We start from the raw sequence: 16,753 nt of genomic DNA, 5'->3' as shown, positions 1-16,753 counted from the left end.
CCAATATTGTATCAATTATTAAACCAATAAAGTCAAATTTATCATCGTTGTTTTAATCCTTGTAAGTACATATAGTATTTACAACGTTTTGGTAAAAGCTAAACATAAATTAATTTACTCAATAATCGAAGGAATATTGTTATGGCTAAAAAAATACTTATGGTACTTACCTCACATTCTGAGCTTGGTAACACAGGCGAAAAAACAGGTTTTTGGGTAGAAGAGTTTGCAGCGCCTTACTACGCATTTGTTGATGCTGGTGCAGAGGTAACGCTTGCTTCTCCTGCTGGTGGCCAGCCTCCTATTGACCCAACCAGCACACTTGCTGATTTTGAAACCGAAGCAACCAAGCGCTATGACAACGACAGCGCAGCACAAACGCTGATGGCAAACACCAAAGTATTAAGCGAAGTAAACGCAGACGACTTTGACGCGGTATTTTACCCAGGGGGCCACGGCCCATTGTGGGATTTAGTAGATAACAGCGATTCTATCGCACTTATCGATACGTTTGTAAAAGGACAAAAGCCAGTCGCGGCTGTTTGTCACGCAAGCGCTGTATTTTTAAATGCTAAAGATACAGAGGGTAAGGCACTCGTAGCTGGTAAAAAAGTAACGGGCTTTACTAACTCAGAAGAAGCTGCTGTACAACTAACAGACGTCGTGCCATTTTTGGTTGAAGATGAACTCATTAAAAAAGGCGGCGATTATCAAAAAACCGACGACTGGGGCGTATTAGCCGTAGAAGATGGTTTAGTAATTACAGGTCAAAACCCAGCAAGTTCGGAGCTTGCGGCTAAAAAGCTATTAACTAAGCTTGGTTAAATAGCCCCTATGCGCGGCGTACAACGCCGCGCATATTAAATCGCTTTTAATAGCGAAAACATACTCCTATACTGGTACAAAATAATCCTACTAAGGCGTTTATATGCCATCTACCCCATCATCTTCACTGATAACCAGTACGCGATTTGCAATATTTAGCGTTGTTTTTATATGCCTAATACTACAGGTGATCAACAGCTTACCTGGCATTACGCTTAATAGTTTAGGTATTTACCCTCGCAGTGTTCAAGGGTTAATCGGCATTTTGTGCGCCCCATTTTTACATGGCAGCTGGTGGCACTTTGCAAGCAACATGCTTCCTTTTGCTGTACTTAGCTGGCTAATTTGCCAATACAGTGTAAAACGCTTTTACACCGTGTTTATTTTTACCGCGTTAATTGGCGGGCTATTAGTCTGGGCCTTTGGGCGAAGCAGTTTTCATGTCGGTTTAAGCGGCGTAATTTATGGTTTATGGGGCTTTATACTGTGCTATGGCGTAGTTAGGCGCTCGTTCAAGTCGATTGTTATTGCCGTTGTGGTTGCGCTACTTTACAGCGGATTTATTTGGGGTGTGCTACCACAGCGCTTTCATGTTTCGTTTGAAAGCCATTTGTTTGGGGCTTTAAGCGGGTTCTTTTTAGGTTACAAGCTTGCAAAATCAGATAGGCTAAAAGGTAAGTAATCGATCTTTAATTGTGCTTTTTTGCCCTTACTTATTATTTATCAGTAAAATTTTATTTCATTAATTGAGGTTTTTTTATGAGCAACAATAACGAATACACGCCAGCAAAAGTTTGGACGTGGGAAAGTGAAAGTGGCGGAAAGTTTGCCAATATTAACCGCCCTACAGCAGGTGCTACTCATGATAAAACCTTGAGTATTGGCGAGCATCCGTTTCAGCTTTATTCTCTAGCTACACCTAATGGTCAAAAGGCCACAATTATGTTTGAAGAGCTTCTTGAGCTTGGCCTAACCGATGCAGAATACGATGCCTATTTAATAAATATTGGCGAAGGCGATCAATTTGGTTCGGACTTTGTGGATATTAATCCAAACTCTAAAATACCTGCGCTAATGGATCACTCAACCACGCCACCAACACGCATTTTTGAATCGGGCTCAATACTGCAATACTTAGCAGAAAAATTTGATGTGTTAATTCCAAAAAACTTTAACGCCAAGACACAGTGCCGTAACTGGCTATTTTGGCAAATGGGTGCAGCGCCCTATTTAGGCGGCGGATTTGGTCATTTTTATAGCTACGCTCCAACAAAAATGCAGTACCCGATAGATCGCTTTACTATGGAAACAAAACGCCAGCTCGATGTACTGGACCGCCATTTAAGCGAAAACGAATACATGGCGGGCGATGAATACTCTATTGCCGATATTGCCATCTGGCCGTGGTATGGCTCACTTGTACTGGGTGATCTTTACGATGCCGCCGAGTTTTTAGATGTGGCTTCTTATAAACACGTTACTCGCTGGGCTAAGCAAGTATCACAGCGCCCAGCAGTTAAACGTGGACGCCGCGTTAATCGCATCTGGGGTCCTGAAGAGGAGCAACTTAGCGAACGACACAGCGCCAGCGACTTTTAATCTATCAGCCCATAGCAAGATATTGTGTTATGGGCATTTTTTTATTGAAAATCTGCATTTTTTCCATCATTAAACTATATTTATCATTGTGTTTTTATAAAATGTAACCCGATTTACCTGCATTACTTTCATAGGGCTTTGTGAGTGCAATATAAAAATTTAAACAATGATGAACGAAGAGAAGCCGTAAAGCTTTTATATTCTAATGCTTTATCTGGAATTAGCGTCTCCGCCTTAGTTAGCTTTGTCCTTGTATTTGCCTTTGACCTAACAAACGAAGTAAGAAATCAAGAAAAAGTAATATGGCTTTTTTTCATGCTAATCGTTTTAGCGGTTAGGCTAATGGATGTTATTTACTTTAACTACAGAAAAGGCAATGAACGACTCTTTAATGCCACAAACTTTCTAAAACGCTTTTCATTAGGGTGTATTGCTACAGCTATTTTGTGGTGCTGTTACGCGCTGTGGTTTCATAAAGGTGCGTCAACGGTTGAAATTACCACCACAATAGCTATCTTATCAGCATTTGCTGGGGGGTCAGCTAATTTACTCTCAGGCAGTCGTTTTACTTCGGTAAGCTATAGCATCATTTTATTACTGCCTTACTCATTAGTGCTCGCCTTATCTAATGACTATTATCACTATGTACTTGGCTTTTTGGGTATTACTTTTTCGGCTATTATGTTGGCCTCTTCTTATAAATCAGCCGAATTTACTCAGTCCGCTATAAAGCTGCAAAACCAAAACCGTGAACTTCTTAACGAGATGGAAAACAAAGTAGAAGTTAGGACAGAAGAAATCTACCGCTTGTCAAATACCGATCCATTGACAGGTTTATTAAATCGCACCGCATTTTTGAAACTTGCCAATAAACAACTTGCAAATCACCCCAACGAAAAACTCGCTTTGCTTTTTGTTGACCTAGATGGCTTTAAACAAATTAATGACTCCATGGGCCATAAAGTTGGTGACCAAGTACTTAAAGAAATAGCAGAGCGACTCACTCATGTGTGTAGCCGTGATTTGTTTAAATGCCGTTGGGGCGGCGATGAGTTTTTAATTTTAACTACCTATAAAAATGAGCACGATTTATGTAATTTTGCCAAAAAGGTGATTAAAAGTATTAGTGCTGAGCATGAACGATATAAATACCAAAGCTGGGTATCTGCCACTATTGGTATAGCGTTATTCCCTGAGCATGAGGGTGATTTAAGCGCGTTAATTCGCTCTGCCGATTTAGCCATGTACCATCAAAAGCGCATTGCCAAAGGCTGCGCTAATATTTACAACAACGATTTGAAACGCCAGCAAGAGCGAGAGCAATTGCTCAGTAAGCGTTTGGCCAGTGCAATAAAGGACAATGGCTTGCGATTGGTATTTCAGCCTATAATTGACAGTAAAACAACAAAGGTAACATCGTTTGAATCACTTTTACGTTGGCAGTTAAATGACGAAGCGATTTTTCCCGATGAGTTTATTGCCATTGCCGAGCAATACAATCTCATAACTGAACTTGGTTTATGGGTGATTGAACAAGCCTGTATGCAAGCAAAAGCGTTTAAAAACCTTCAGCCGGCAATTGCTGTGAGTGTAAATGTGTCGGTTATACAACTGCAAGATCCTAGCTTTGTCAGTAAAGTAGCAAATATCGCTAATCAATACGGTATAAAACCAGAAAACCTGCATCTTGAAATTACCGAGTCTGTATTTGCTGAAGATAAACTCACTTTTTTAACCGCCGTAAAAGAGCTGCAAAAACAAGGATTTTGTATTTCTATTGATGACTTTGGTACTGGCTATTCATCCTTGTCGAGCATGTTAGATATAGGTGTAGACATAGTAAAAATAGATAAAAGCTTTATTCAAAACATGGATAAACGAGGCTTAAGTATTATTCATGCAATTGTGCAAATGGCCTCAACGCTTGATTTTATAGTAGTCGCCGAAGGCGTTGAAACCTTAGAGCAAGCCAATATGCTAACAGAGATTGGCGTATCTCACCTACAAGGTTATTATTTTTCTAAACCTATGGAGCAACGCTTTGTAGATTCATACCTTAATGAGCAAAACAAATTGTGTAGTTAGCTGTATGAAAAAACTCACCAAAGAGCAAGTTTATAAACGCCTTAATAACGATGAGGACGCACGCGCCTGTAAAGATATAAACGAAAATGACTGTAAGGAAGTCGCAGGAAACTTTATTCTTTTATTAACAAGCCAGCTTTTTAGTAAATTTGCCGATGCCCTACTCAATCCTAAAGTAACCCTACCTTGGTTAATGCAAAGCTTAAATGTGCCAAGCGCGTTTATAGCATGGCTCGTGCCTATTCGAGAGTCAGGTTCATTATTACCCCAATTAGTCATCGCTAATATCATCCGACAGCTCTCAGTCAGAAAATGGGTGTGGGTCTATGGTGCAGTTGTCCAAGCTGCATGTATTGGCGCTATAGTGGGCATTTCATTTGTATTAGAGGGTACTCAGGCAGGCTATGCAATTTTAGCTTTGCTGATACTCTTTAGCCTTGCCCGCGGGTTTAACTCAATTGCCGCTAAAGATGTATTAGGTAAAGTTATTCCTAAAAAAAAGCGAGGTAATATTAGTGGTTTAGCGGCAAGTATTGCCGGCTTTGCAACACTCACCTTTGGGTTAATGATGTGGTTTTTTTCGGGGCAAGGGGAGCTAAACACGGTACTGATTGCACTGAGTTTAGGTGCGATTTTATGGATTATTGCTGCGCTTTTTTATAGCCGCATAAACGAGCATAAAGGGGCAACACAAGGCGGTAAAAATGGTTTTTTAAATGCGCTAAGTAAAGTAAAGCTGCTTTACCAAGATAAACAATTTGCACACTTTGTAATTACCCGCGCCTTTTTACTTTGCTCAGCCCTAAGCGCGCCATTTTATATTATTTTAGCCAGTGCTCAGCAGTTTGAATTTTCGTTGTTGGCAGTATTTTTAGCTGTGTCTGGCTTAGCAAGTTTAATTTCTGGGCCAATATGGGGAAGACTCAGCGATTTTTCTAGCCAAAAGGTGCTTGTGATCAGTGCATTGCTTGTCACTATAAACGGCTTAAGTGTGTTTATTTTAGCCACATGGTATAGCCAGCTATTTGAATATGCTTGGGTAATGCCTGGTTTTTATTTTTTACTTTGTATTGCTCATCAAGGTGTGCGACTTGGCCGTAAAACCTATTTGGTTGATATGGCACAAGGCAACAAACGCACGGATTATGTATCTGTTAGTAATACTGTTATTGGTATTTTACTTTTAATGTTAGGTAGTATAGGGCTTTTTGACGCGTTTTTATCGACCGCACAACTTATTCTACTCTATAGCTTACTCGGTTTAGTAGGCGCTATTAGTGCGATTTTTCTACCGCAAGCAGAGTAATACCAATGTGCAAAAACACTTAATTAAGCGAATTGGCATAATAAAAAAGCCCAGCAAAAATAGTCGCTGGGCTTTGGACTTAAGACCTAAGGATAAACGCTCAGCTTTACCTCAAGTTATAACACCTAAGCTGTTACATTTAGCAGTGAATCGCCTTCACTAAAGCCAAATTTTTCTTGTACCGATGAAAGAATTGACTCTTTATCTTCATCTGATAGCTGACTTGAATATTCAGTTAATAACTCATCTAAATAGCTAACCATTTCGTCAGTATCAACAGATTCTAGAGAGTTTTGCGGCGGCGGTGGCGGGCGCTGCCCTTCAGGGCGTCCTGCATCGCCAATACTTTTAGCGTCAAAATCAAGCTCGCTCATTAAATCAGCCAACTCTTTTGTAGGCGAAATCCCCTGCTCTGCAAATGCGGCTTGAATACTTTGCGCATCTTCCGTGCTTAGGTTTTGTGAGTCAAACTCTGCAAGAGTTTCTTTAACAAACTCCGTTTGCTCTGAAGTTAGAGCGCTTACTTGGCTAGATTGTTGCGTCATAAAACTCGCTGAGCTACCAATACTGTTGATCATATTTTTTTCCTTAACGTGCGCGGCGTGGCGGCTTGTGTTCAGTTAATTCTTGTTCGCTAATTTCGCCATTTCCATCAGCATCAATTTCGTTAAAAATAGTTTGCGCATCGCCATGAGGTGGCGCGCTTTCGCTAAATTCAGCAAGGCTAATCACACCGTCACCATCTGTATCTATGCTTGAAAAGTCAGGTTTAGGTGGTGGGGTATCACCGCCTCTGGCTGCAACATTGGCTGAAAAAGCCACTGATAATAATGCAGCAATGGCAAAAGTAGAAAAATGCTTCATCGTGGTCACCTTGAGTTAAATATTTATAAAGCGTATGGGTATAAAGTACGCTAAAAAAACGCAAATAATGTGCAAAAAATAAGGAAATAAAACCTATTTTTAAGGGGGTATTTTTACCCTTTAAAAATTTACTTTAAGGTGATGAAGTGAAGGTTTCTATACAGCCGCTACCTTATATTAATAGTGCTTTAATTAATAACGCTTTGAACACGACATAAATCATAAATACAAAACGACGTAAGTAAAAGCACGCAAATAAGGCGCTAAAAAATACTTCAGTTGATAAAAGTCAGAGGCTGTTTACTTATTTGGGATGCACAAACCGGTAACCAACACCGTAAACTGACTGAATAACACTATCGGTTTGGGTAACTTCATCAAGCTTTTTACGTAACTTTTTTATGTGGCTATCGATAGTACGGTGGCTAACAATACGTTGGTCTGCGTACATGGTGTCCATTAAACTATCGCGTGAATAGATTCTGTTAGGGTTTGAATACAAGGGCTTAAATAGCTGAAATTCAAAATTAGTAAGTTCTATACTGCTATTTTTATAGTTAACACTGTAAGTACTTTCATCCAGTATCATGGCATTATTTACCGGCTCTTTTGTGGTATTAACACGCCTTAAAATTGCTTTTACACGCGCCACCAGCTCAGCATAACTAAACGGTTTGCAAATGTAGTCATCGGCACCCAGCTCCAGCCCTAAAAGTCGGTCAATCTCTTCCACCTTTGCTGAAACCATAATAATGGGCACATTAGAGAGCTTTCTTATCGCTTTGCACAGCTCTATACCACTTTGCCCTGGCAACATAATATCTAATAAAATAACGCATGGACGATTACTTTCAAGCCAGCTAAGTACTTCATCTCCATGATGAATAAGGTGCGTTTGATAATGATGACTTGTTAAAAAGTCGCGCATTAAATTGGCAAGTTTTATTTCATCTTCAACAATAAGTATCTGCTCTTGCATACTGTCCTCTAAACCTTTACTAAAGGTAGGCGAATAATAATCGCTAAACCACCTAAACTTGCTTTTTCAGCCGCTATTTCACCTTGGTGGCCTTTAACGATATGTTGGCAAATTGATAAGCCCAAACCAGAGCCTCCCTTTTGGCGATTACGCGAGCTGTCAACGCGGTATAAGTATTCAAACAAGTGCGATAAATGCGTTTGCTCAACGCCTATCCCGTTATCTTCAATTACAAGCTCTAAATAGGCGTGGCTTTTAATATTTACGTTATTGGCACTTAAAGAAATAGTAGAGCACTGCGCGTAGTGCACTGCATTCATTAATATATTATCTAGCAATTGCAATATACGTGTTTTATCTGCGTTTACTGTGGTGTTATTAGCGCTATTAAGAAGGTAAAAATTAATAGCGTGCTGCTCAAAAATAATGTGATACTTTTGCTCTATGGAGTTAAGTAAAGAGCCTACGTCGGTAGGTTGCATGGTGTAATGCATGCCGCCTAGCTCTGCGCTGTTTAACATGTGTAGGTCGTCAATCAAGCGCTTTAAATGCAGCGCTTCATCGTTAGCAGAACTAATATTATTATGTGAAGGCTCGCGTACCCCTAAGAGCATGGCTTCAAGTTCACCAAGTAAAATGCTCATGGGCGTTCTTAGTTCATGAGAAATATTTGCAAGCCAACGTTTACGTACTTGCTCATCTTTAGCGAGCGTAAAGGCCAAAGTATTAAAATCTTCACTAAGCTGGCCCAGCTCGTCTTTTCTATCTAATAAAAGTTTGGTACTGTACTGCCCTTTGGTTAGCTTATGCATACCACTGGCAATTTGCTTTACAGGGCCAACTAAATGCCTTGCCAGTAAAAAAGACAACATTAAGGTAAGTAGCCCTGCGGTTAACGCAATAAGCCATAAGTAGTTAGTTTGTTGCTTTAAAAAATCCAGCTCGTACCCATCTGCTAGGCTTTTTCTTTTTGAAACAGCAAGGTAAGCAATTACTTTACCCTCAAGCTCAATAGGCGTTTTAATGTACTTTAAATCCTCAAATAATTTACCAAAAATACGTTGCTGGTTTTCATCAAGTAGAGCATAGTGCGCGGCATGCTCAGGCGGTGGACGGCGATCGCGTTGCGCCATATGCTGTGGAGGTCTGGGTCTTTGTTCGCCACGAATTTCCGAGCGCTGTGGTATCTCACGTAAACTAGATAAAAACTGACTAGATTGTAATTGCGATTCAACCAACCTTAAAAAGCGCTGATCGTTACCTATAATTTTATCCCACGAGGGCTTTTGCGCGTATTTATTAGCCAGCTGTACCGTTAATGGCTCTAATGCTTTTACTTCTTTGGCGTTTACAAAATCAATAATACCTTGGCCAATACTATACTGAATAAGCACAACAAGCCCCGCAATAATGCTAAAGGTGAAGCTAAATAATATTAAAAAAAGTTTGTTATGAATTTTCATTTATTTTTTATAAACCTGACTCTAAAAGCATTTGAGCTGTTATTTATTGCGTATTTTTTACTGCTAAAACATATTTTTAAAAGCTCTAAGCACTTTCAAGAATAGTCTGTAATAACAATTGTATTAATTGCGTGTTCTATTATAGCGACTTATAAATAGCGCCTTTAATAACAACGTATAACGTTAACAAGTAAAAGTGCAAACAATGTGCATTATATAAAAAATTAAGCTCAAAAAAGGCGACCTAAGTCGCCTTTGTTATTAATCGTTTTTTAAATGCTTATCAAAAAAGTCTAAGAACGCTTGTAACGTTTTAATTCTATGCGGCTGATAGGACAAGTAATGATCGCCATCTTCTAGCTCAATGTAAGTAACATCTTTATCTTCGTCATCTAGTTCATCTTCCATTTCTCTACTATGGTAAATAGGGACAACACTGTCGTCGCTACCATGCACAAGTAAAACAGGTTTGTTGATTGATTTAGCAAAATTGACCGGCGAATTGGCCTCTAACTTATCGCTATTTGTTCCAAACTGTTTTCTTACTATGTCTTTGTTTGTAAAGTGTCGGGCTTTACTCACAATATGCTCAAGGTCAGTTACCCCTGCAAAACTTGCCGCACATTTAAATGTTTCAGGGTGTTTAATAACAGCCATTAAGGCGGCATATCCACCATAGCTTGCGCCACCAATACAAATTTTATCTGGCTGAGCAATCCCTTGGTCTATTAACCAGTTAGCTCCATCTTGTAAGTCATCTTGCATGGCTAAACCAAAACCTTGGATCGACTGCATTAAAAAGTCATAACCATAACCACTTGAGCCACGAAAGTTAGGCTGTAACACGGCATAACCATTATATGCCAGTAGCGCAGTCCAATAGTCAAAGCCTGCATAGTCTCGCGCCATAGGTCCACCATGTGGAAATATAATAGTGGGTAACTTATCGCCTTTCTCATAGCCAACAGGCAGCGTTAAGTAGCCTTCTATAATAAGCCCGTCACGAGCTTTATAGCTGATGTGCTCTTTACCGGCGTATACGCTTTCATTAATGTGTGGGTAAACGTCTGCAAAAAATGTTAATTCACCTCGCTTTCTGTCACCTAACATGTAGGCGCCGGATGTTTTATCTGAGCTGACATAAAGTACATATTTTTGCTGATCGTCGCTGGTGCTAACAATATCCATTTCAAATGAATCTTTAGGTAATGATGCTCGTAAAGAGCGATGTAGCTTGTCTAAGTCTTCATCCCAATACGCAATACCATCTTCTAAATGCGAATGCGTAAAGCCTGCCACTTCGCCAGTTTTACGGGAGTAAAAAATATCGCCATCTACATCATACTTGTCGTCGCTAAAAATGAGCTCACGTTTGTTAGTTGTTAGATTAAGCTTAAATAATGCATCACGCCCTTCATGTAACGCAGTGATGTATAAAAAGTTAGGGTCTTTATCAAAGCCAAGTATCGAAATGCTTTGCTCACTAAATACTTCGTAGCTAAATAGTGTTTGCCACGACTCATTTTGCTCGTTGTACAGCTCGTAAGTAAATTGTGTTCCATCCATTTTTTTAGCAATACGAACCTTGCCTTGTCTATCAGCAAACCAACTGGTTACATCTGCACGAGCACGTTGTATTTGTTTTTTGCGTAAGGTAGTTAGGTCAAGTTCATACACCGCAGGGGTATTGGCAATTTTAAAGTCGCCCTGCACGAGTATTTTATTTTCTTGCTCCGGTAAAAAGCTAATAATTCGGTCAGAAAACTGAGGCTGCTTTTCATCACGCGTGTTGTTTGCTCTAAACGCCAGTTTTATTCCTTTATCATCACTTAGATTATACGAATACATTAAAGTAGATGCATACTTAACCCCACCAAATTGATATTTAATGTATCGTGCGCCCAATAACAAAACATCATTATTTGCCCAACTAAACCAGTCAAAAAATACAGTGTGGTTATCCGATTTAATAATCGGCTTGCCCTTGCCTGTTGTAAGGCTTTGCACCATTAAAACTAAATCGCCATCAAGGTTTCTAACATACGCAATGTTATTTCCATCAGGTGAGAGCTTAACTTGGCTTATGCTTTTTAAGCCTGCAAACGCTTCTATGGGTAGCTTTTTATCAGAGGCTGATAGGCAGCTAAAACTAAGTAGGGCAAATACTAAAGTGAGGTAAAGTTTAGACATTCAATATCCATTTGTTTTTATCAGTAACGCTTAATGAGTTAACAGTAAGTGTATAAAGTTAATCTGTTATTTTACAATTGTGGCCGCTTTAGTACAAATTTATCTTTGGTAGAGCTAAAGTAGTCTCCGCCCATTTTGCCTACGCTGTTTAAACGCGTGGGGTCTATGTAGCCATTCACTAACACGTTATCGTCAATATGAATTCCGACCACGTTGAGTAGCATAATTTTGCCGCCACCTGGTTGGTCGCTTATTTGAATAATTTCTCTTAAGGTGCACTCGTATCTTACTTTAGCTGCTGCAACGCCTAAGGATGCAACCTGCTTACTAGCAACTGATTCAATATTTGCCGCCTCAAATTCACTCACATTATGTGGATAATTAGCGCAGCTTTGATTCATTTTCTCTACCAGCTCCTCGCTGACAATATTAACCACACAGTTGTTAGTGGCTTGAAGATTTAAAAGCGTGTCTTTATTAGCTTTGTCGCGTGGGTTTACTTGAGTCACACTCAGCACTGGCGGGTTACAACTGGCCACTGTAAAAAAAGAGTACGGGGCAATATTAGCAATCCCCTCCTTACTAAGTGTGCTTACCCAGGCAATAGGCCGCGGGCTAATACCCCCAACTAAATAAGAGTAAACATTGTGCTGCGTGCTTTGCGTTAAATCTAAAAACATAATTTTCCTTTATGTGCCTTATTGTAAATCGTAAAAGCGCTTTAGTGCGTAGAGTATTTCATAACTGCAGCCACTTTTTTAAATATGCGCGAAAAAATAAACATAGTGTGGTTTAAACGCGATTTACGCCTTAGCGACCATCAACCACTTAAAAATGCATTTAGTGATGATTTACCCACGTTACTGCTATACAGCTTTGAGCCACTAATGCTTGAGGATGCACATTATAATGCGCGCCATTGGCGTTTTGTTTATCAATCAATAGGCGAAATAAATCAGCAGCTAACTCGCTATAAAGCAACGCTGTATATTTTTAACCAAAACATGCTGACACTGTTAAACACGCTTAATCAAACATACCAAATAGTCAACATATTTAGCCATCAAGAAATTGGCTTAAACAATACCTTTGAACGCGATAAAGCCGTGGCTATATGGTGTAAAGCTAACAAAGTTAACTGGCTTGAGTCACAAACGGGCGGCGTTATTCGTGGCAAAAAAAACCGTAAAGATTGGAACGCACGCTGGCAACAAACAATGCAGGCCCCTGTTGCTATTCCTAATTGGAAAAACATAAAAACCATTACCCTTAATAACTACCAAACACCCAATTTGCCCGATAACTACACGCAAAATGATGACAACTTTCAAGTGGGTGGCCCTTTAACCGCGCGCGCAATATTGCAAAGCTTTTTTACTGAGCGCGGTAAGGGATATCAAAAAGGCATATCTAGCCCCAGTTTAAGCCGCACTTATTGCTCTCGGCTTTCACCTTATTTAGCATGGGGTAATATTAGCCTTAAACAGGTATACCAAATAGCAATTGATGAATACCATTCTAAATCCCCCAGCAAAAAAGGCTGGAAACGTCCGCTCGCTGCTTTTGTATCGCGCCTGCATTGGCACTGCCATTTTATGCAAAAGTTTGAAAGCGAATGCACCATGGAGTTTAAAGCATTAAACCCTGGTTATCATGTATTTCCGTATCGTACCGATGAGCGTGTAGAACGCGACATTGAGCGTTGGGCGCAAGGCCAAACGGGTATTCCTATTATTGACGCCTGTATGCGCTGTTTAAAAACTACGGGCTATATTAATTTTAGAATGCGCGCTATGTTGGTAAGCTTTGTAACTCACCATTTAAATATCAGCTGGCAGCAGGCAAGTTTACCGCTGGCAAATTACTTTTTAGACTTTGAACCGGGTATTCATTACCCACAAATACAAATGCAGGCATCGGTTACGGGCATTAACACCATTAGGCATTACAACCCAATTAAACAATCTGAAGATCAAGACCCAACCGGTACATTCATTAAAAAGTGGTGCCCCGAACTTGAAAAACTACCTATAGAATATTTACACGAGCCTTGGCAACAAACACCAATGGAAGCATTATTTAACGACTTTAAACTCGGTGAAGACTATCCTGAGCCCATGCTTGACTTAACCCAAGCTTCTAAAGAAGCGCGCGAGCGTTTATGGCAATATCGTGAGCGCGCCGATGTTAAACGTGCGATCCCCCATATATTAAAAAGGCATGTGGGGCTTACTCGCACAGTAAAACAAAAAGCAAAGAGGCATTAATATGGCGCACAAAAAGTTAAACCTGCCACAAAAGATATGCCCTGTTTGCAACAAGCCTTTTGCGTGGCGTAAAAAATGGCAACGTGATTGGGATAACGTTATTTACTGCTCAGAGCGCTGTAAACGTAGTAAAAAGTAAAAGATACTAATTCTCTATGTCATACAAGAGCTTGCTGGCGTCTATTTTGCAACAGTGTATACAACACGACTTTTGAGGCTGAATTTAGGTGTTTTATGTAAATAGCACTTACTCACCCTGAAAAGCTTACATACAACGCAAGGAGAAGACGATGACGATTAAAAAAACGGCAAACTCAACTTGGTCTGGTGATATTAAAACAGGTAAAGGCAGTATTTCTACGCAAAGCGGCGCACTTGATAAACAACCATTTGGCTTTAATACTCGCTTTGAAGACGAGCCTGGCTCTAATCCAGAAGAATTAATCGGTGCGGCGCACAGTGCCTGTTTTAGTATGGCGTTGTCACTTGCACTCGGTGATGCCGGTTTTAAAGCTGATAAAATTGATACTAAAGCCACCGTAAGCCTAGATGAGGTTGATGACGGCTTTGCTGTCACTCACATCGCACTTGAAGTAAAAGCACGTATCAGCGACATAGCCAATGAACAATTTCAGGCATTATGTGAGCAAACTAAACAAAGCTGCCCCATTTCAAAACTACTCAATACCGAAATTTCACTTAGCACAAAACTTGACTCACCCTCATAAAAGCAATCTTGAATTTTAAGGTTTGCACGCTACGCGTTAAGCTAGGTAACCTGTTAGTTGGCTTAACGCTCATCCCTAACCGTTTTTGAGTCGTTTAAACTTAATAGATCGTTAAGCAGCGCTATACCTATCCCTATAGCAGGCCATACCACCCATAAATAATCGGGCGATGTTATTAAATTAACCACAGTAAAAAAAGTTAAGACGACAAGGTATTGTTTTAAGTTATCAAAAAAAGTTGATGTATTCATGTTTGCTCTCCTCTTAAAATGTAGGGTTATTATTGCCCTAATTTTTAAGCCAGAAAGGTGCTATTTGTCATCAGTTAACATGACATTAGTCATAAATTTATAGCAGCCCCTTTGAGCGCATCTCTACAAATACTTATACAAACATACAGTTACTTACAATTATTTAGATGTGTTTTCACTTATTTTAAATGCAATTTATCTATTTAAAGCGCAATATAATCACCAAATTAATAACACCAACTACATTGGTTTTACTGTTGAGACTGACGACGAAATAGAGTCGTGGGATTTATCATCACGTTACTTTGCTTACCTTTACGATAAAAGCTACATTACTGTAAATATTGACTACCTAGATGCTGGTGATAACCCTTTTTTTAATGTGCTGGCAAATTATTACTTTAATAAACATGTAGCAGTTGGCGTTGGTTTATACGACTCAGATTTAGTTGTTGAAGGTAAATGTTTTATTAACGATAGCTACTATTTCAGCGCTAATTACACTGATAAAAATAACTACGATATATACAATCTCAGTATTGTAGCCCAGTTTTAATAAATACAAAAAAGCCGCCTTGCTGGAGTCACTTTAGTTAGACAAGGCGGCTTTTAAATTAAAACAGCTATAGCTTACATATTACCTAGCTCTATCATCATTGCCGTATACATACGTAAATTAAGCGCCAATTGCTCAAGCGTTATAAATTCATGCTCAGAGTGGCCTGTGTAACGTTTACCCGGCATTGAAGGGCCAAACGAAACTGCATTATCAAATAGTTTTGCGTTAGTGCCACCACCTATAGATACAAAGTCAGCTTTATTGTCGCCGGTAAAATGCTTAAATATATCGAGCAGCTTTTGTGAGTGCGGTGCGTTATCTAACAGCATGGGTGTACCAATAATGGTTTCAACTTTAGTAAGCGTTACGTTATTTGTAGTTTCCCACCCTTTGATAGCGCTATTAATTTGTTGTTTAAGTAAGTTTTCCTCTTTGCCTACTGGGCGGCGCGCGTTAATGGCTAACGTTAGTGCATTACCATCGCGCTCGATTAGGGTAGGCGCCACTGTCATTGGGCCCATAAAATTATGCTTGTAAGCAATATTACCAAATTGCTTACCATGAATATCTAAGCCAATTAATTGGTTTACAAATTTAATAAGCTGGCCATCGCTGTTATTTTCAAGTGCGACGTCTTTAAGTAACTCACTCAAATGGGCAATAGCATTAACGCCCGACTCTGGCTCAGATGAGTGCGCCGACACCCCTTTAGCAGTTATTTTTAAGCCCTTACCTTGCTCTTCAAAATTAAACTCAACTTCACTCAGCGTTTTAGCTTTTGCTTTTAATGAGGCAATAAGCTTAGCACTTGCATTATGAAGTATTAAGCTTGCATCTTCTGGTATTTGGCTTTTAAACGCGCCACCTGCAACGTCACTTACATAGACGCCTGTTTGTTTTGAAGTAGCGTTGAAGGTTGGGGCAATTAAGCTCCAGCCTTTTTCGGCTACTACAACTGGGTATGATGCATCAATGGTTACTGCATATTTTGGTTGCTCATAGGTTTTCATAAATTCAGTAAGTGGGCCCCAGTCTGACTCCTCGGCAAGGTAAATCATCAACTCTATACTGTTATCAAGCTTTATGCCTTTATCTTTAATCGCTTTCATAGCGTAAAGCGCAGTAGCTATAGCGCCTTTGTCATCTTCTGTGCCGCGCCCTACTAATTTGCCTGGCTCTGAGGTATCAATAATAAATGGGCTTTGTTTCCACTTACTCGCGTTAGCTGGCTGTACGTCACCGTGAGTAACAACGGTAACCTTTTCGTTTTGATCGCCCATACCTATAAGCACGGTATAGCCTAAGTCTTGGTAATCAAACCCAAGCTCTGCGGCTTTCATTTTTAAGAGCGACTTAAAATTAATAAAGTCAGGATTTTGTGGCGCGGGTATTGAGTCTTTATTTACCGTAGGAAACGCCACTAAGTTAGTTAGCGTATGCACTTGAGCTTTTTGGTAAGTGTTTACAGCGTAATCGGCAACACTATCAATATTTTCATGTAATTGCGCATGAGTATTAAAGGCAAATAAAGCACTGCAAAGCAAAACTAACTTTTTCAAAACGTATCCCTTTGTATGACTAAATAAGGGCCGAATTATAGCCCTGCAGCATAATATTAAATAGCGCTTTGCGACAGG

General features: G+C 39.8%; 17 protein-coding genes. 9 read left to right on the top strand and 8 right to left on the bottom strand.

Features of this window, described 5'->3' with window-relative positions:
* Positions 1 to 141: 141 nt before the first annotated feature.
* The 5 genes from AABI99_RS00085 to AABI99_RS00065 all read left to right on the top strand — a co-directional run bounded on the left by AABI99_RS00085 (position 142) and on the right by AABI99_RS00065 (position 5,815).
* Positions 142 to 825: a type 1 glutamine amidotransferase domain-containing protein gene (locus AABI99_RS00085; RefSeq protein WP_338362536.1), complete on the top strand. Its 684-nt coding sequence runs from the start codon at positions 142 to 144 to the stop codon at positions 823 to 825.
* 103 nt (positions 826 to 928) lie between these two features.
* On the top strand, positions 929 to 1,507 hold the full coding sequence (locus tag AABI99_RS00080) for a rhomboid family intramembrane serine protease (protein WP_338362535.1): 579 nt from the start codon (positions 929 to 931) through the stop codon (positions 1,505 to 1,507).
* Between the two features lie 77 nt (positions 1,508 to 1,584).
* Positions 1,585 to 2,424 (top strand): glutathione-dependent disulfide-bond oxidoreductase, encoded by an 840-nt coding sequence (yghU, locus tag AABI99_RS00075; RefSeq protein ID WP_338362534.1) that lies wholly within the window; start codon positions 1,585 to 1,587, stop codon positions 2,422 to 2,424.
* Positions 2,425 to 2,568: 144 nt separating this feature from the next.
* Positions 2,569 to 4,509 (top strand): EAL domain-containing protein, encoded by a 1,941-nt coding sequence (locus tag AABI99_RS00070; RefSeq protein ID WP_338362533.1) that lies wholly within the window; start codon positions 2,569 to 2,571, stop codon positions 4,507 to 4,509.
* A gap of 4 nt (positions 4,510 to 4,513) precedes the next feature.
* Positions 4,514 to 5,815, top strand: coding sequence for an MFS transporter (locus tag AABI99_RS00065; RefSeq protein ID WP_338362532.1), 1,302 nt, complete (start codon positions 4,514 to 4,516; stop codon positions 5,813 to 5,815).
* Positions 5,816 to 5,940: 125 nt separating this feature from the next.
* On the opposite strand, the gene AABI99_RS00060 is transcribed toward AABI99_RS00065, so the two are convergent.
* The 6 genes from AABI99_RS00060 to AABI99_RS00035 all read right to left on the bottom strand — a co-directional run bounded on the left by AABI99_RS00060 (position 5,941) and on the right by AABI99_RS00035 (position 11,991).
* Positions 5,941 to 6,393: a hypothetical protein gene (locus AABI99_RS00060; protein ID WP_338362531.1), complete on the bottom strand. Its 453-nt coding sequence runs from the start codon at positions 6,391 to 6,393 to the stop codon at positions 5,941 to 5,943.
* Between the two features lie 10 nt (positions 6,394 to 6,403).
* Positions 6,404 to 6,679 (bottom strand): EF-hand domain-containing protein, encoded by a 276-nt coding sequence (locus AABI99_RS00055; protein WP_338362530.1) that lies wholly within the window; start codon positions 6,677 to 6,679, stop codon positions 6,404 to 6,406.
* A gap of 304 nt (positions 6,680 to 6,983) precedes the next feature.
* Positions 6,984 to 7,658, bottom strand: coding sequence for a response regulator (locus AABI99_RS00050; protein ID WP_338362529.1), 675 nt, complete (start codon positions 7,656 to 7,658; stop codon positions 6,984 to 6,986).
* Positions 7,659 to 7,666: 8 nt separating this feature from the next.
* Positions 7,667 to 9,121, bottom strand: coding sequence for an ATP-binding protein (locus tag AABI99_RS00045; RefSeq protein ID WP_338362528.1), 1,455 nt, complete (start codon positions 9,119 to 9,121; stop codon positions 7,667 to 7,669).
* Positions 9,122 to 9,382: 261 nt separating this feature from the next.
* Positions 9,383 to 11,311 carry a S9 family peptidase gene (locus AABI99_RS00040; RefSeq protein ID WP_338362527.1) on the bottom strand — a complete coding sequence of 643 codons (1,929 nt, stop codon included), beginning with the start codon at positions 11,309 to 11,311 and terminating at the stop codon, positions 9,383 to 9,385.
* Positions 11,312 to 11,382: 71 nt separating this feature from the next.
* Positions 11,383 to 11,991, bottom strand: coding sequence for a flavin reductase family protein (locus AABI99_RS00035; RefSeq protein WP_338362526.1), 609 nt, complete (start codon positions 11,989 to 11,991; stop codon positions 11,383 to 11,385).
* Positions 11,992 to 12,075: 84 nt separating this feature from the next.
* Between AABI99_RS00035 and AABI99_RS00030 the strand changes: the two genes are divergently transcribed.
* The 3 genes from AABI99_RS00030 to AABI99_RS00020 all read left to right on the top strand — a co-directional run bounded on the left by AABI99_RS00030 (position 12,076) and on the right by AABI99_RS00020 (position 14,306).
* Positions 12,076 to 13,578: a deoxyribodipyrimidine photo-lyase gene (locus AABI99_RS00030; RefSeq protein ID WP_338362525.1), complete on the top strand. Its 1,503-nt coding sequence runs from the start codon at positions 12,076 to 12,078 to the stop codon at positions 13,576 to 13,578.
* A 1-nt stretch (position 13,579) separates the two neighbouring features.
* Positions 13,580 to 13,717 (top strand): DUF2256 domain-containing protein, encoded by a 138-nt coding sequence (locus AABI99_RS00025; RefSeq protein WP_338362524.1) that lies wholly within the window; start codon positions 13,580 to 13,582, stop codon positions 13,715 to 13,717.
* Between the two features lie 151 nt (positions 13,718 to 13,868).
* Complete coding sequence (locus AABI99_RS00020) at positions 13,869 to 14,306, top strand: OsmC family protein (RefSeq protein ID WP_338362523.1); 438 nt, start codon at positions 13,869 to 13,871, stop codon at positions 14,304 to 14,306.
* 62 nt (positions 14,307 to 14,368) lie between these two features.
* Here the strand turns inward: AABI99_RS00020 and AABI99_RS00015 are convergent, their stop codons facing one another.
* On the bottom strand, positions 14,369 to 14,557 hold the full coding sequence (locus AABI99_RS00015; RefSeq protein ID WP_338362522.1) for a 2TM domain-containing protein: 189 nt from the start codon (positions 14,555 to 14,557) through the stop codon (positions 14,369 to 14,371).
* 169 nt (positions 14,558 to 14,726) lie between these two features.
* Between AABI99_RS00015 and AABI99_RS00010 the strand changes: the two genes are divergently transcribed.
* Complete coding sequence (locus tag AABI99_RS00010; protein ID WP_338362521.1) at positions 14,727 to 15,113, top strand: putative porin; 387 nt, start codon at positions 14,727 to 14,729, stop codon at positions 15,111 to 15,113.
* Between the two features lie 74 nt (positions 15,114 to 15,187).
* Here the strand turns inward: AABI99_RS00010 and AABI99_RS00005 are convergent, their stop codons facing one another.
* On the bottom strand, positions 15,188 to 16,675 hold the full coding sequence (locus AABI99_RS00005; RefSeq protein WP_338362520.1) for a dipeptidase: 1,488 nt from the start codon (positions 16,673 to 16,675) through the stop codon (positions 15,188 to 15,190).
* Positions 16,676 to 16,753 lie beyond the last annotated feature (78 nt).

This window comes from uncultured Pseudoalteromonas sp., from assembly GCF_963922945.1.
In the GTDB taxonomy this organism is placed as follows: domain Bacteria; phylum Pseudomonadota; class Gammaproteobacteria; order Enterobacterales; family Alteromonadaceae; genus Pseudoalteromonas.
Note: the sequence above shows the minus strand (reverse complement) of the source record. Positions and strands in the feature narration are given on the sequence as shown.